At 45.0% G+C, this 15,633-nt stretch carries 22 protein-coding genes; all 22 read right to left on the minus strand.

Features of this window, described 5'->3' with window-relative positions; all coding sequences use genetic code 11:
* Positions 1-5: 5 nt before the first annotated feature.
* A complete protein-coding gene (locus FYJ45_RS22250) occupies positions 6-365 on the minus strand; it encodes a hypothetical protein (RefSeq protein ID WP_154467278.1) in 360 nt (119 codons plus the stop codon).
* Positions 362-898, minus strand: a complete 537-nt coding sequence (locus tag FYJ45_RS22255) for an HK97-gp10 family putative phage morphogenesis protein (RefSeq protein WP_195841937.1) — start codon at positions 896-898, stop codon at positions 362-364. Before FYJ45_RS22255 ends, FYJ45_RS22250 begins: the two co-directional genes overlap by 4 nt.
* The gene (locus tag FYJ45_RS22260) at positions 888-1,262 is read right to left on the minus strand and encodes a hypothetical protein (protein WP_195841938.1); all 375 of its coding nucleotides are present in this window, start codon (positions 1,260-1,262) and stop codon (positions 888-890) included. Before FYJ45_RS22260 ends, FYJ45_RS22255 begins: the two co-directional genes overlap by 11 nt.
* On the minus strand, positions 1,213-1,560 hold the full coding sequence (locus tag FYJ45_RS22265) for a phage head-tail connector protein (protein WP_154467280.1): 348 nt from the start codon (positions 1,558-1,560) through the stop codon (positions 1,213-1,215). The genes FYJ45_RS22260 and FYJ45_RS22265 overlap by 50 nt, the downstream gene beginning before the upstream one ends.
* Positions 1,560-1,817, minus strand: a complete 258-nt coding sequence (locus FYJ45_RS22270) for a Rho termination factor N-terminal domain-containing protein (protein ID WP_154467281.1) — start codon at positions 1,815-1,817, stop codon at positions 1,560-1,562. Before FYJ45_RS22270 ends, FYJ45_RS22265 begins: the two co-directional genes overlap by 1 nt.
* A 12-nt stretch (positions 1,818-1,829) precedes the next feature.
* Positions 1,830-2,774, minus strand: a complete 945-nt coding sequence (locus FYJ45_RS22275; RefSeq protein WP_154467282.1) for a hypothetical protein — start codon at positions 2,772-2,774, stop codon at positions 1,830-1,832.
* A gap of 23 nt (positions 2,775-2,797) precedes the next feature.
* The gene (locus FYJ45_RS22280) at positions 2,798-3,442 is read right to left on the minus strand and encodes a DUF4355 domain-containing protein (RefSeq protein ID WP_154467283.1); all 645 of its coding nucleotides are present in this window, start codon (positions 3,440-3,442) and stop codon (positions 2,798-2,800) included.
* Between the two features lie 312 nt (positions 3,443-3,754).
* Complete coding sequence (locus FYJ45_RS22285) at positions 3,755-3,916, minus strand: hypothetical protein (RefSeq protein WP_154467284.1); 162 nt, start codon at positions 3,914-3,916, stop codon at positions 3,755-3,757.
* A 51-nt stretch (positions 3,917-3,967) separates the two neighbouring features.
* Complete coding sequence (locus FYJ45_RS29790) at positions 3,968-4,141, minus strand: hypothetical protein (RefSeq protein ID WP_195841939.1); 174 nt, start codon at positions 4,139-4,141, stop codon at positions 3,968-3,970.
* The gene (locus FYJ45_RS22290) at positions 4,128-5,717 is read right to left on the minus strand and encodes a minor capsid protein (protein WP_235930958.1); all 1,590 of its coding nucleotides are present in this window, start codon (positions 5,715-5,717) and stop codon (positions 4,128-4,130) included. Before FYJ45_RS22290 ends, FYJ45_RS29790 begins: the two co-directional genes overlap by 14 nt.
* Positions 5,710-7,140, minus strand: coding sequence for a phage portal protein (locus tag FYJ45_RS22295; protein WP_154467285.1), 1,431 nt, complete (start codon positions 7,138-7,140; stop codon positions 5,710-5,712). Before FYJ45_RS22295 ends, FYJ45_RS22290 begins: the two co-directional genes overlap by 8 nt.
* A gap of 14 nt (positions 7,141-7,154) precedes the next feature.
* Positions 7,155-8,522, minus strand: coding sequence for a PBSX family phage terminase large subunit (locus FYJ45_RS22300; protein ID WP_154467286.1), 1,368 nt, complete (start codon positions 8,520-8,522; stop codon positions 7,155-7,157).
* Positions 8,509-9,162, minus strand: a complete 654-nt coding sequence (gene terS, locus FYJ45_RS22305) for a phage terminase small subunit (protein ID WP_321170288.1) — start codon at positions 9,160-9,162, stop codon at positions 8,509-8,511. Before terS ends, FYJ45_RS22300 begins: the two co-directional genes overlap by 14 nt.
* Before the next feature lie 66 nt (positions 9,163-9,228).
* Entirely contained in the window at positions 9,229-10,218 is a 990-nt protein-coding gene (locus tag FYJ45_RS22310; protein WP_207708445.1) for a haloacid dehalogenase-like hydrolase, read from the minus strand.
* 205 nt (positions 10,219-10,423) lie between these two features.
* The gene (locus FYJ45_RS22315; protein ID WP_154467288.1) at positions 10,424-10,852 is read right to left on the minus strand and encodes a hypothetical protein; all 429 of its coding nucleotides are present in this window, start codon (positions 10,850-10,852) and stop codon (positions 10,424-10,426) included.
* 116 nt (positions 10,853-10,968) lie between these two features.
* Positions 10,969-11,274 carry an NrdR family transcriptional regulator gene (locus FYJ45_RS22320; protein ID WP_154467289.1) on the minus strand — a complete coding sequence of 102 codons (306 nt, stop codon included), beginning with the start codon at positions 11,272-11,274 and terminating at the stop codon, positions 10,969-10,971.
* A gap of 43 nt (positions 11,275-11,317) precedes the next feature.
* The gene (locus FYJ45_RS22325; RefSeq protein WP_154467290.1) at positions 11,318-11,506 is read right to left on the minus strand and encodes a hypothetical protein; all 189 of its coding nucleotides are present in this window, start codon (positions 11,504-11,506) and stop codon (positions 11,318-11,320) included.
* 58 nt (positions 11,507-11,564) lie between these two features.
* The gene (locus tag FYJ45_RS22330) at positions 11,565-11,789 is read right to left on the minus strand and encodes a hypothetical protein (RefSeq protein ID WP_154467291.1); all 225 of its coding nucleotides are present in this window, start codon (positions 11,787-11,789) and stop codon (positions 11,565-11,567) included.
* An 11-nt stretch (positions 11,790-11,800) separates the two neighbouring features.
* Positions 11,801-13,648, minus strand: coding sequence for an AAA family ATPase (locus FYJ45_RS22335; RefSeq protein WP_154467292.1), 1,848 nt, complete (start codon positions 13,646-13,648; stop codon positions 11,801-11,803).
* Positions 13,638-13,814: a hypothetical protein gene (locus FYJ45_RS22340; RefSeq protein WP_154467293.1), complete on the minus strand. Its 177-nt coding sequence runs from the start codon at positions 13,812-13,814 to the stop codon at positions 13,638-13,640. Before FYJ45_RS22340 ends, FYJ45_RS22335 begins: the two co-directional genes overlap by 11 nt.
* A gap of 2 nt (positions 13,815-13,816) precedes the next feature.
* The gene (locus FYJ45_RS31050; RefSeq protein ID WP_154467294.1) at positions 13,817-14,629 is read right to left on the minus strand and encodes a DNA replication protein; all 813 of its coding nucleotides are present in this window, start codon (positions 14,627-14,629) and stop codon (positions 13,817-13,819) included.
* A 15-nt stretch (positions 14,630-14,644) separates the two neighbouring features.
* Positions 14,645-15,628: a hypothetical protein gene (locus FYJ45_RS22350; protein WP_154467295.1), complete on the minus strand. Its 984-nt coding sequence runs from the start codon at positions 15,626-15,628 to the stop codon at positions 14,645-14,647.
* Between the last annotated feature and the right edge of the window lie 5 nt (positions 15,629-15,633).

The following is a 15,633-nucleotide window of genomic DNA, read 5'->3' on the forward strand; positions in this document are numbered from 1 at the left end:
TCTTCTTAATTGTTCCAATATACAAGCTCTGAGTTCATATCAATAATGCCCTCGTACCTCATCTTTTTATGTCGTAGCCCGGAAGGATCCGGAACATCCTGGCAGCCTGTCCTGACAAGCCCCAGCGCGGCCACAGCCTCATCCACCTTCAGGGCAGCTTCCGAAGTACTCCCGCCGTTCCAGATATCAATGCGGTATCTGACACGGGATTTCTGCTCTCCCTGCTTCGTCCGTTCGTATACGCTGTTATCCTCCTCCGCATACTGGATTGTGGGCAGGTGTGCCCAGTCGCTGGGATAGATGTCCGATACATTCTCAAGCACCGTTTTCAGGGCTTCGTACACCTGGTCTTTTACATTTTTCATATCTTCTTAAACTCCTTCTGTAGGTCGGCTGACAGATTCTTTATGATTTTATCCTCATTATTTTTCAAAGCCGGGTACATGAACGGGTGTGCTGGTTGCCCATTAGTATAGTAGTACAAGTATTTGAAACCATTACTGTCCTCATATACCCCTTCCTTAAAATGATACTTTTCAACTGCATCATTGCGGTCAATAGCATATGCCGGTATTCCCCACCCATGCTGAACATAAGAAGGTTTTATTGCCGGAGATATCCCTTGATGATTTGCGTCCCCCACTGGCCCCGTTCCAAATTCCACATATGGAGCATAGTTCTTCGCGGTATAACAGATACCCCTTACACCGCCTTCTATGACTTCTGAATAGGAATGTATACTTTGTCGTAATTCTCCGCTATTTTCTTGGCATAGAATTTTCGCTTCGTCTGAAACCATATGCGTCTGCCTTGCTACACTTACCCGCAGTGCCCCGCCAGGGATATCTTCAAGTCTGTCTATCTTTTTTATAAGGGAATCAAGTCTATTAATGGACAATCCTCTCCACCTCCATATACAGCGGTTGGTATGGCTTAACCGCAATGATACGATAATCCGGCGGGCTGTCCGGGGATGCATAGAGGCATATCCCGTCCTTTTCCCGCAGGTAGAAGCCCTCAAACTGGTACACCAGTCCGTCTTTGTCCACCACAGGACTATATTTGCCCTCTACCCGACAGTTTAAAATATAACTAACCCGGTCCCCATACTGCTCCGTCTGCACTTTCCCGCCCGCGGGCCAGACCTGCATCATTAACGGATCGGCTTCCCCAAAGCTTTCAATTGGCACCCCTTCCCGATCCCTCTCTACTTTACGGTTCCGCAGGTGGTACTGTTTCAGCGTGCTTTGCTTCATTCTCATAGGTTCTACCTCCAACCCGTACCAGCCGGAACCGGTTCAGCACATCATATATTTGTTTAGGGGCAGACTCAAAGCTGTAGCTGCCGCCGCCCTCATTCCGACCAGTCTCTCCTTCGGTTCCCCTACGGTTATAGGCAATCAGAGCCAGGTCCCGGACAGGCTTTTCCAGTTGCGGAATGATATGAGTCCGGTTTGTATAAGCCAGTACATGTTCTTCGGCATCTGACAGCAAAAGGGAGAGCAATGCATCATCATTCTCCCCGGTCAGTATCTTTAATTTTCCCAGATTGTCAGCCATCAGACCACATCCTTTAAGACAGCCAGCAGATCCTCTTTATTCAAGGCGGATACCCCTTCCAATCCCTTCTCTTTTGCCAGGGCCTTTAATTCTGCGACAGTCATACCTTCCAGGGGTTTATCCGCTTTATCAGGATTCTCCTTGTTATCCTTATTAAATGCATCCTCCCCAATCGGTTCAAATCCCTGCCTCATGAGTTTCCGGATGGCAGTTTCTGTTTCTGCTATCCGTTCTACATTATCCTTTTTCAGTATCATAATCTACCTCCATCAGCCCGCAGAAGGATCCGCATCTTTGATATTCAGATATATGCCATCCACTTTATTGTCCAGTACCCAGATATCGTGGAAGCGCCGGTAATCCATCTGCCATGCGTTCAATTTCTGGTTGATACTCGGATCGAAAATACGCATAATATCCTGTTTGGTAATGGAGATAGGAGTCGTCCTGGGAGTAATCAGGAAGTTAATGTTGAGTGCAGAAGTACCCTTCACATAGCCGCCCTTCTCCTGCCCTTCTGTTTTTCCGTCATAGATAGTAATCGCTGTATACATGCGGTTTGCGGGTGTAGATACAACAGGGACACCGTCAATGGCAGGAACTTGCGTGTCAATGCCTCCCTTAGAAAAGGTCACAGCGGAAATTTTTCCAGCCAGCTCTAACTCCAATTCCATGATAAAATCCGGAGTTGCATGTATAACAAGGGAACCATTGTATCCGGATTCTCTTACCGCCTTAATCCCCTCTTTTACTTTACGTAAGGCGGATGTTCCTGTTGCTCCAGGAGTGTATCCATAAGATACCATTCCTGCCTTCTTGGCAGCGATTACCTCCGTAGCAATCTTGGAAATACGGTATGCGTCAATTTCCGGTATCACATACATGCGCTGGAACTCTCCCATTACAGCTGCTGCCGTAGTTACAAAGTTGTTTTCATTGATATCCATAGGATCCAGCTGGAATTTACGCCCTCTGTCCTGTGTCATTTTGCGGGTCTCATACTCCAGGGTTACGCCGCCCTGCTGGTATCCGTTATCACGGTCATAGTCTCCCAGACCCTGGACGGATAGCTTCGGTATTTTTACCTCTGCCCCGCCGTTATAAATTACCCGTCCGGCGTTTGCGTCCATCCATCCGGTTACGGCATCCTGCATAGCCACCTTATCAAGGGTATCCCTGAAAAGTGTTGCTGTTGCTAAAGTATTAATAGGCATTTATATACCTTCCTTTCCGGGGATTATACTTCCCCTCTCATTAATTTTTCCACCTGCTTTGCCAGGTCTGTTTCATTGCTACCAGGCGCAGCCTTCGGAGGTTTTCCACCTTTTAGTTTCTCTTCCACGGCTGCCTGTACTGCCTCCTGAAAGGCTTTTTCCACAGCCGTAATGGATTTATTACAGGAATCTGCATCAGTGTAATTAAGCACTTCTGCAAGCCCTACAGGCAGCTTTTTTTCCGCCAGTGTATTTTTGGCTTCTGCCATCAGCTCACGGCGGGTAATGCCTGCTTCCCGTTCAGCCAGCTCCTTTTCATGCTTCTGGGCAAGGTACTGGGCTTTCTCTTCCTTTGTCATCATAGCCAGTTTTTCAGCCTCTGTGGTTTTCTCACTGTAGAGTACTTCCAGTTTGTCTTTCTGCGTGTTGAGAGCCTTCTGTGTACGCCGGTCAAACTCCGCCTGATACTCTTTATTCGCTGCCAGCCAATCGTCAAATGATTTTGGCTGGTTACCTCCATTTCCTTCCCCTGTATTTCCGTCTCCGGTTCCGCCACCATTGCTGCTTTCTCCTCCGGCCCCGGCACCGTCTCCGTCTCCTTCTGCAAAAAACTGAATGTTCATCGGGACTCTGCATCTTCCCAAATACCTTATTGTCTTATATTTCATGATTCTTCCTTTCCGCCCCAGCCCGTTCAGCGCCCGGGCCATTGCCTTGTATGTTAATCATCCCAGGAAATTGCCTTTCCACAATACGGACAATATAACCATAGTTTTTCAAGTTTCCTGCCACACTGACAGCTATACTCAGGTCTGTAATGTTTCCGGAAATATGGCTGGCAGGTGTTCTTAATAGGCCTGACAGTTTCGCTTTCAAATTCTTTCACTTCGTCACCTCCAGGCACAAAAATAACGCCCGGTTTCTCGCGCGCCTGTCGCACTGTTTAACGGACAGCTCCGAGATATTGGATCACCGCCTTCCTACTTTGCCGGTTCCTTTGTCTGTTTTTCTTTTATGACGACAGCAACACCTTCGTTCACCAGATGCTGTGCCTTCTGTTCCGATACCTCAAGGATATCTCCTGCCTCTTTGATAACACCAAGCATCACATCACTATATCGTTTGATTACTTTTACCCGCATGTAACTCACCTCCTTCAGAGCATAAGAAAACCACCGGTATTATCCGGTGGCTCATTCATCAATTATTGATTCTACATCCTCAATGGTTTTATCATACAGTGTTTCCCAGTCATCCGCTGAACTGCCTACATCAATAATAAGCGAACCGTCAGGGAACACTTCCATCACATCACCTTCTCTGCCATCTTTCAGCAGCACGCGGTCAAACTCTTTAATCTTCCTCATCCCACTTCACCTCTTTTATATACGCGCTTGCCATGCTTGCAGCACCCTCGTGGTTGACATTCCATCCGATAATCACATTGGCCGGCTTCCCAAGTTTGCCGTATAAAATCATCTTCTGTTCATACCGCGTGCCATACTGGTCTATCATCTTGGGAACTGCAGCATACTCTCCGGCTCTGGATTTGATTTCTGCCTGAAACTCTTTCCAATTCTCCGCATCGTATCCCAGCCTGCTTGTAATCGCTGCACCTTTTGCCAGCCCTCCCGGGTGGCTTCCACCGAACAAATAGTGCGTGAACTTTCTATCCGGTAACGCGGCCTTATCAACACCCGGCAGCTTTTTCTCCGAATGCTTAACCAGCTCATTCCGGCGCCGGTAATCCAGCTTCATATACTTCCACTTCTCAGCATCAGTATACTTTATCCGCTGGAAATCGTCCAGTCTTTCCTGTGCATCCTTCCCAAGTAACCGCACATAGGATTTGTGCAGAGTCCTGTCCTTGGAACGGTTCTTTGCCATCCGCTCCTGCAGTTCCGCCTCCGGGTTCCCTTCCACGTACTTCTTATGCCACTTTTCGTATGACATATCTGCCGGGACATACATCGTCTTGCCCGTCACGGGGTCCCTGGCCCATCGTTTCATCCGGGCTAAATCCTCCGCTTTGATGAAGGCTATCGTGGTGCATCTGCACCAAGGATGCATTGGCGGGTAATTGACTGAGACTTTTCTCTCCGCAACCGGAAAGTCCTTTCCATCCAGCGGCGCACAATCTTCTTTACAGGTTCTTACATCTAACGTTGCCACGTAAATGTAGCGTTCTATTCCGCATTCCTTGTAGCTTTCCGCCTCCATCTCATTCGCGAGGAAGGATGCTTCCGTCCTAACCAAGCGGCGGGCAATGCTTGCACCGATCGCAAACTTGTTTTGGATTATCTCAGCGGTTTCACGGTCTGTCCTTCCGGTCACCAGACTTAACAGCAGTTCTTCCTTCAACGTCTGTGCCAGGCCCGTGGTGTTCCTCCAGATGCGATCGGAATAGTTCATCCCTGACCATCTGCTGTTCAGTACCCTATCAATCTTTTCAGCAGTTACTGTGGAGAAGGAAAAGCCATACCCTACACGCTGTTGGATATCAAACATTGACTTGTAAAAGCTTTCATTTGCCAAATCCACGTAAAAACTGGTGTTACGCGCCTTTTCCTGCCCGTATACCTCCCGCATCACCATATCAATCTGGTTCTGCTTCTGCTGCAGGTGCTCCAAACGCGCTTGATACGCAGGAGCTTCCAGTTCTGCCAGCAATTCCGCCTTTACTGCATCGTCCTTCTCTTCGCTTAGGACACGCTTCAGTTCATCCAGAGACGCCTTGTTCTGCATCTTATTCAGCAACCGGCGCGCTTCCGCTTCTGACAGATGGTGTTTGCGGCGAAACCTGCTGAATATCTTATCCAATTCATAGCTTAGATATCTGGATGATTTCAGATAGAGTTTTGAAATCTCATCGGCAACCTCTTCTGCCTCAGCCATGTACTCAAACATGCGCTGGGCCTGCCGGCGGGCCCAGTAATCACTCATCTACATCACCGCGCTTCTTCTTTTCAGGCGGTTCATCCTCCTGTTTTTCATCCGGAGGAGTGTTGCTGCCAAGCCCGAAGGCCTCCTTCTGCTTCTCGAATGCCTCCGTCTCTTCCTTCTCTACTGCTTTCAGCTCCTCTTCCGGATCTTCTACGAAGGGAATCTGTGACAGTAATGTCTTGCGGCTTACCTTCCCCCATAGATTAACTGTTATCTGGCTGATTTCCAGCAGGTTTTTTGGCAATGCCCGAGTAAATGTCGGCTTTATCGCCTTGATATCAATGTTCACTCCGCTGCGCTTATTAAGGTAATTGGAAAAAATACGGAGCCGCCTGCGCAGCCCCTTTTTATAATACCTGGTCTTTATCTTTGTTATGTTTTCCATCCCGAGCAATTTAAATTCCATAGCCACGCCGCTGACATTCCCGCCAAAAGCTTCATCCGTCATACATGGAATGTGCGAAAACTTATGGATATCCTGTTCGATAGCCTTTTTCAAAATCTCAACGCCAGATTCATCAAAGGTGCGGGTAAGGTATTCAGCTTTTGAGCCATCCGGTAGCTCCAGAAGCTTTTCTTTTTTTATCCGCTTCATTGCCGCCTGGGAATTTGTTTCCTCTCCCTCTTGTACCGTGGTTTCATCTTCATCTGCCAGCAGTGTACCATAGATTGCAAGAATGGCATCTATGAATTGCTCCTTGTCCGTAATACGGTCGCTCATCAGGGCGTTGTACGCATCAATCAAAGGTATCTGTAGCTCATAGTCCCCAATCTCCAGCTTGTTATTCTGATATTCAATAATAGGAACCTCTCCCATGAAATGGGGCTCCGGAGTTTCGACAAGCGGTTGTATCTCCTCCGTGTCCTGAATGTTCAGAACGTACTTATAATTCTGCGTCACCACCGTAGCAGCATACCGGATATTGGTTTTATCGGTATCATCTATTTTTGGATAATAGTATACGCCGAATAACTCATTTTTCTCTATGGTATCATCACACACAATAAAAGTGTTCTGGGGAGGAAGATTCTTAATTCTAAGTTCAGCGGCCTCCCGCGCTGCATAGATATACTCATAGGCTCTACCATACACAGAAAGGTCGAGGCCAAGGTCTCCATCTGCCTCATCAGCACCAGCGCTTTCCAGTTCATCCGTTAGCGGCGTAATATCCTGATCACTTTTATATGCCACCGGGTTCCCGATGAAATAGGAACTTGCGGTATCAGAAATATCCTTCGCATGGTTGCACACAAGTTTGTTTGCCCTGTTCTCTGACAGTATCTTATGCTGCCCGCCATAGTATTTCTCAAGCGTTTCAAGGCGCGGTATGCAGGCCCTATGCTTCTGTATCAGATGCAGGATATCACGTTTATTCAGATTGCGTTCATCATATGTCTCTGCAGGTATTGTGAATTGTCTCAATTTATCACCTTCTTTCAATGCAGCCCCAACTTCTGTTTATTTTTAATCCTGGCTCTGTTCGTGCCAAGTATTGTAAATACAAAATATCTGACGGCATCCATTCCGTGGTCATGCTGCTTCACTGGTTTATCTTCCCCACGTTCGGCCGCCTTCTCATCCCAGATATAGCTTCCGAATTCTTTTATCGTCCCCTGGCAGTTATCTGCAAACACAAGCTGCCCATTCTGGAGTAGGGAGGCCACCAGCCTGATACCGTCCAGCACATCATTTTTACCTTTTATGACGGTATACCCTCTCTTCCGCAGCTCCGCAATAAAGGAAGCTGCCGCCGGATCCACAATCACGGCCCTTATTGGGGTCCCCTCCAGCCATTTCTTCAAGTCATCTGCATATTCGCTGTCTGTTTTTTGGCTGCCTTTATCGCGGCCGGAATAATAGTACTCACGAATGCAGTACCATTTCTTATCACAGCCCTTATTCCACAAGAGAAAAACTGTAGCATTTTGCGTACCATAATCAATAGATACGTACCTGCTACCATCTGTAAGCAGCTGGAAAAATTCAGTTATCTTCTTAACATGCCTCTCTTCAGAAAACATGTCATAGATAATGCCTTCGGCCATAGCCCATAAGCCAAGTATGTAGCGTTTGAAGAATACGCCGCTGTAATTGCTCCGGTATCTGGCTTTAATCTCTTCGGACAGGCTCAGGTTATCGTCCATTGTGAAATGGACATATAGGAGCTTTTTCAGGCCGGCTTCCTTGCCTTCCCTTGCGGCTGTCTCCTGAAGTTTCCTGACTTTCTCTTTACCGATATATCCGATAGCTTTATCAATCCAATCAACCTTGAACCAGTGATACGGCCCATCCGGATTGCAATTGAACCAGTACTTGCTTCCGTCCACGGAACAGCGGCCTGTTGCCTGGTTGACAAAGGATTCCGGCATCAGCGCAACCTCATCAAAAAAGACCCCTGCCAAAGTGATACCTTGGATGAGATCCTGCGAACGTTCATCTTTTCCCCCGAAGATATAAAAATAGTTCTCAACTCCATGCCTGGAGACTATCACCAGGTTATCCGCCCGATGGTCTGCCACCTTATAGCCGCGGCTCCGCAGCATCAGCTTAAGCCAGAACAATACATTCCGGCGAAAGCTGCCAATGGTCTTGCCACACATTCCAAAGTTCTGGCCGTTGAATCGCGTCATAGCCCACAACACATATGACAGCGACATACTTATTGTCTTGCCCGATCGGATTGCTCCATCGGCTATAATGCCGTCATAGTCCTTCACGGGGGATGCATCGCACCACCAGTTCAGAACTTTCCGCTGCTTCTGAGAGAATGGCTTGAAATGAAATATCTGGTTAACCTTCTTCATCCGCCCAGTCCTCCGCTGCCGTACCATTCAGGGCATCCAGGAATCCATCATCAGCGACTTCTTCCCCGCTGCCATCCAGATTTGCCTTAAGCTCTGCAATCTGAATCTGTTTTTTGGTTTTTATCAGCTTTCTGATTTCCGCCGTGACTTCCAGTATTCCCTTCTCCCTCTCTCCTTCCGTCAGCTCCCGCGTATGCGCCCCTCCAAACATATCAAAAGTAGTAATTTCATTCCGGGCAATCAACCGGGAAAGTTTCAAGCGCAGCAGCCGGATTTCTCCGTCCAGTTCATCACTATCGGGAATTGCATTAAAAATGGCCCTTTCCTCCTCCGGAAGGGCCTCTAAATAGATTGTTTCATATGCTCCGTGTGTTACGGCGTTCTTATTGCCGGGAGGAGCGGCTCCGCCTCTGTTCCCCAGAGCATTCTGATTCCCAGGCTGTCCGCCTTTATGATTAGTAACGTTACTTTTCGTTTTTGGTAACGTTACTTTATCCCATTTATCTTGATTCTTCCATTTCCGAACCTGCTCTTCTGATACTCCCAGCTTTTCGGCAATATCTTTGAGCTTTCGTTTTCTCCCGCTGTTCTCCCACAGCTGGAATGCTTTGTCCCGGTTCGGGCTTCTTGGCCTTGCCACACACCACCACCTCTCAATCGTGTTTGTTTTGGGAAAGAAAAAAGAAGGCAATATCGCCCTCTCTTTTCATCTCTCTTTTAATCTTGGTATCAAATGTCTAGGTGGAGTTTTTACTCGACTTTTAAGTTGCTCGTCGTGACTATTATAGATTCTATCCGCGATATCAAGCACGCTTTGAGTTAGCCACATATAAGCCATTGTTCCTTCTGAATAATCAGCTTCAGCGAACATATCAATTCTCCCATCTCGCCTCAACCCATCTACTTGATTAAATGCTTCTATGTTTCCTTTTGGATAAACAGCAAAAGTCTTTCCGCCATACTGTTGTAATAATGAAAAAACAGGAACATCGCTAGGCCCATCAGCAATATAAACCATATTTTCAAAAGGTACTCTTCTATCATCTTTGTCCATACGGCTATTAACATCTATGTATTCAAATTTATTTACACCCTTATTTATTTCAAATATTGCTCTTGTTTTAGAAGTATTATCTATGATATACCCTGTTTGATGAATAACATCTTTTTTCCTCACTTCATCGACTCTAGTCTCCAAATTAGATCTAAACGGAGTCTCGATGAACTCACATCCCCAAATACCGTCAACAAAATTATTTACTTTAGACCCTTTAATCATAGCTGTCAAGCCAGTGCTAACTATATAATGTTCTACATGTATACCAAATTTTGTATATTTATCATCATTTCTTATAATATCTTTTAATGCCTGAAAAATTTCAGGAACTCCTTCATAAAACTCAATATCTTTTCCTAATTTTTTCAGTAATTCATTATCTAGTTCTGGAAATATACCCTGATTAGCACAAGTAATCATATGATTTAGGTAGATCGTATCATTGTTTACCCTTATTCCTAACTCAGCATATCTCTGAGGTAAAGAATTTACCTCATTCCAAAAATCATTGGCATCTATTCCAAATTTACTAAATATTGGCTCCTGCATATAACCTGGTATTAAAGTTTTATCAAAATCCCATATTACAGCAATTGTATTTTGTTCCATATCGCATAATCCCCCTACATTTATAGCCATATAATATCACCTTATTTCTGATAGTTCAACTTTATTTTGAATATCTTTGTTATAATCTTGAACATTTTCCGACAAAAAGAAACACCCTGCATTACACAGGATGCTTCTTTAAAAAAATGTATTGGGGTTATGGGGAGGTCAATGGCGTCTGTCATTTAACCTGCTTACACTATATCATAGGTGTAGTGTGTACTTCCATGTACTTTTACAAAATGAAGTGCTCTAAAGCCCTGGCATGTATTTTATGTATCCATTTCCAGCTATAGTGCATCTCTACACAGATATCCTCCCACTTCATCAGTTTGATGTATCGATAAAAAAGAACATCCTTTTCATCTTCGTCCACAAGGCGCTCTATCTTATCAGATATTTCCTGGCACCTTTTAATCCTTAGGTATCTGGCCTTCTGGTATTTTCGCTCTTCTTCATCCAGCCTCGCGGCATAACCAGATAAATCAGAACCGCCTGAAGCATGTGGCATCCCGTCAGCAATAACAGAAGGGCATATCCGGTTAATCCGCATTTCCCGGATCCGTTCCTCGCTTCGCTTCATATCCCGGATAGCCCGCTCATAGCCCCTGAGATACCACTTTTTTTCGTCATTTTCAGTAAAATCTTTTATTTCATTGCTCATCGGTATCACCTCCCTATCAGTCAAGTAAACCGTCCTCGTGCCGCATCCTGATGCAAGCGGCCACGGCCAGTATGTACCCCGCTGCGATAATGCAGCAGACTATAATTGCAATCGTCTTAATAATCATTCCTACGCTCCTTAATCCTTATCCCGACGGTGTCCCATCGCTGCCCGCAGGCCTTACACTGCCGGCGCCGAACTGGACTTTTCATGCTTTCCCAATACCGTGTTTCGATTATTTCGCTGTCAGCTCTGCAGTAAGGGCATTTCCCGCCTTCTGCATATTTCATTTTCACTGTACTGCTTATTCCGTATTCTTGTGAAATCCCATTAATTTTCTGAGGAAACACACCATCACTATTTCCGATTTCATCCATTATTTCTGGGATTCCTTCACCTGCACCCATCACAGTTCTATGCATTATACTTCTCCTCATTTACCTGATAGTTTCATAATATTTCTTTTTAGAATTCTTCGGATATTTTTCTTATTCCCCTCCAGTTCAATTGAGCTCCGCAAAAAGGACAATAGTTATAGCTCTGCTCCACTCCCATATCACATTTACAGCGAAAATCAGCAAAATGCTCAGTTCCGTGTTTTATGTAACCAACCAATTCAGGCACTACTATTTCAATTAATTTAATTTTTCTCATAAACACTTTCCCTTCTATCGTTTTTTTCTGTTGCTTTATATACATTTAATGTCATTTACTAATTTATTTCCTGCTGCCGCTTGTAATAATTCGTAACTGCCAGGAACATATCCCGGAAGAACATCCCGTCCATTTCAGTATCTGACTTCAAAATCTCTTCTGCCTTCCCTATAAGGGCTTCCCATTCTGAATCCGACAGTGTATGGAACCCGGTATTCTTCATCAGCCCCCATGCCTGCAGGAGGGCTTTATAACAGCATTTCTTTTCTTTTTCTTCTTCCACGTTTCCACCTCTCAATCAAAAGGAATATCATATTCATCACCCAAACTTATCTGCTCAAAATCGCCGGTATCATCTGAATTATCCGGTCTTTCCCAGCCATACTTCCGGTTTACATCATCGCCCATTCCAAAAATACGTTTTGATTTTTCATCATAATCCAGAATAAAGCCCTCTGTATTCAGTTTCCCTATCAGTCGGTTCTTGGTTAAAATAAGCTTTCTCTGATTATTCTCCAGTTTGTCGTCTCTATTGTACCCAAGGATGACGCCGGCATAGTTGGTGATATCTCCGGAGCCCATTACTTCATCGTTCATGTCAGAGGAATAGCCGTTTTTCCTCCGATGGGCAACCAGCAGAATCATCACATCAAATTTCAGGGCTATTCTTGTGAGTTTGTACACAAACCTGCTCTGCTGGTCATATTTATCGGAATACCTCTCTGAATCTAAATCTATGGCCGTCATAAGGTTGTCCAGCAGGATTACCCTTACTCCATACTGCATGATGCTCTGCTCAATAATGTCAAGCAGATCTGCCGTTTCGCCTTTTTCAGAATCAATAATGCTCGTGTCATATAAAAATGCCCGGTCCCGGTACCAGTTATTAATCCTCTCCGAAGTGGAATTTGTTATGAAATAACTGGGGGCCCCGCTGATGCTGTCATTCTGCATCACATTTTTACCGCCGGCAATCTGCAGGTCTATCCATACTTTAAACAGATAGTTCGGAAGTTCCCCGCTGTAGGACAATACCCTCTGATTCTGTTCTATCGCATTTACCAGGAGCTGGCTTGCAAACGTACTTTTCCCGTCTCCGCGCTTTCCGCTTATGATATGCACCTGACCATAGGGCAGCCCGCCGCACAAATACCGGTCTAGGGCCCTTATTCCTGTTGCCAGCTTGGGAATCTCATAAATATTTACTTTTTTCACATCGGCCAGCCGCATGACACGGTTTACCGGAACCTGTTCCGCATGGTTGACGGCTTCCGCCACGGCCTCCGCGCCGTATTTCTGTAAAATCTCGTTGGCATCCTTGCATCCTTTGTAATATTCCGGAGGGATATAACTGATTTTCTTTTTGAACCGCTGTTTGATATCATCCAGAAGTGTTACCCGGCCTTTTTCATAATCGCCAAACACCACCAGCTCTTCAAACTTATTTACCCAGTCCCAGCAATACGGCACCCATGTGAAGCCTTTCGCCCCTGTAGGAACGGATACCGCATTGCTGAATCCTGCCTCCGCCACGGAAAGGCTGTCGATTTGCCCCTCCGTTATTATCAACCTTTTAAAGTCCCTGCACTGCTTCATACCAAACAGAACCGGTTTACAGTCCCTTTCGCACCATTCCTTATTGCTGTCCCTTTCCCTGTCATAATCCGTCTTGCGGTACTTGACGAACTGCAGCAGGCCTTTTTCATCAAAGAAGGGGAAAACCAGAATATTTTCGTGGCCGTTCTGCACAGTTATCTCATACTCCCTCGCTACCCGTTCGGAGATACCGCGGCCTTTCAGATACTCAACAGCCTTATCCTTCGGGACTATAGGTTCCTTCCTGGGCTTAAACCTTCGAAACTGCCTTTTTGGAGCTATGTATTCGTCAATCTCATTCCCCAAACTGAATCCAAAGTCTTTCGCCAGCGTAAGCATATTTCCTTCGGCGCCGCAGCTTGCCCTGAAACACTTAAACTGGCCGGAATTCAGATTAATCGAAAAGCTCTTGATATTCCCCTTTGTTGGTAATGGCCGGCAATAAGGGCATGTCTTAAAAAAAAGTTCGTCCCCTTTGGGTTTCGCCTCAATACCCGTAAATCTGGCAAAATCATAGGCATCTTCCTGCCTGAATTCATACTCCATCTTCGTCCCTCCGGTAAATATCCAGGCTGCTTTCCAGCATATCCTGGTAGGCCAGGACAACTGGAAAGTAATCTTCCTCCAGAATGGTCCTGGTCACACGCAACGTGTTCTCAATCTCTACTTTATTTTCTGGTATTTCAAAGTCTCCATATATTGGATGTTTCATTTTCACCAGTCATCACCCACCAGTTCCTCATCCGGAAGCGCTTCTTCCACTATCGCCTTTTTTGATTCCTGGCATCCATAATTACAGTCCAAATAATCTACATAGCCAGAATTAAAAAAAGTACTGCCATTTTGGGGCTTTCTCCAGGAATCTTTTTCCAGGTCTGCCAGATACCGATTTATGGCTCTCTCCATTTCATCACGGCCAATCTGAAGTAACTTTTTCTTCTTGGCAGCGGATACCTGCCCTTTTCCTTTCTTTACTGGATATGATTTCCATAGTTGCTCAAACAGTGCATCGGCGTCAGCTGTGCACATAGTATTTATACTTATCTTATTTATACTATTCTGATCTAATCTAATCTCGGTATCCATCTGGTAGGCATTTGGTATGTCACATGTCATACCACTGGTAGACACTTGGTTGTCATTTGGTATGACATCATTATTCTGAATACTATTATTCGGTTTTATATTTAAAGTATATGCTCCATTTTCCTTTATTTTTAGCCTGCTTTTTTCCTCCATATATTGAGTTTCATGATACCTGTCTCCCCTTATGTAATTATGGATTCTCCAGTGTTTGATAACTATCACACCGCTTTCAAAACACAAGATAAAACGCTTTTCAACAAGGACATTGAAATCTTCCTGGGATGCACCAATACACCTTATGATTTTCTTCGGATTATTCACAAAACCATCATCATCTGCCCGTACCAGCAGATGGAGGTAAAGAGCCTGCGCAGATAATGGCATCTCCAGAAAGGGATCGCTATCTACTATTTTTTTAGACATCATTCTTTTTTCCGGCATTGGCAATCCCTCCTTTTAGATTGTATTTCCGGCCGATGCATGAAACCTTTCCATCTGCCTGAAATAATTCTCTACCGGGTCGCTAATCCCGCAATGAACATCATAGTCACCCATACAGGAAAAATAGTTCACCCAGAAAAGAAAAACGTCCCTGTTGTAATACTCCTCCAGAAAACAGTTAATCCCATTGCCTATCGGTTTGCCTTCCGGGAAACGCTTTACAGCCTTCATAGTAGTAAAATAATCCTTCTCCATATATTTCTCCCCATTGTATTCCTTATCGGCCGGGAAAAGGCTCACAAACTCTTCTGGGGTCAATCTGGATGCTGCCTTTACGATATCTGTCATGGCCTTAAAACTTTCTTCTATCTGGTAACAAATTTTAACCGGGCCACTGTTCTTGTTCCTGGTATAGTACCTGATTCCATAGTACACATGTTTTTTCCAGTCATCTGCAGTTCTCTTTCTTTCAGGGATATCACGATATTTTTCATAATTTCTCTTTATAAGAAAGGGCCTGTCTTTAGAAGTGGGCTTTGTCCCTGGGATTTCCCGAAGTATTTCCTTAACAAGCATTATTCTGGAGAAATGCTTTATCCGAAAAAACATTTCTCTGGCCGCTTCCCGAATCCACCTGTAACCCCGGTTAATCAGATTTCTGCTTTGAAACTCACATCGGATATATTCCATCAGTTCCTCTTTCCCAATGAAAGAATTACTTACGTTCGTATATTCCATCAAACGATTTTTATCCCAGCTGCGGAGCATCCAGAGAATATTATTCCGATTTACCGCCATATCATCTAAGGACGAAGCATAATCCAGAATCTGTTCCATCTGCTCGTCATTCAGGTATGCCTCAAATACCCTCCGACTTTTCCTAAGGCCATAATAATTAAACAGAATGTCAATATTCACAAAATCGCAGATAATATCTTTCCCATCCAGTCCCACCTCGTCAAGAATCCGGGATTCACATAGTTTACAATAAGAACCCATCTGAA

It is taken from the genome of Eisenbergiella porci (assembly GCF_009696275.1).
Classification (GTDB): domain Bacteria; phylum Bacillota; class Clostridia; order Lachnospirales; family Lachnospiraceae; genus Eisenbergiella; species Eisenbergiella porci.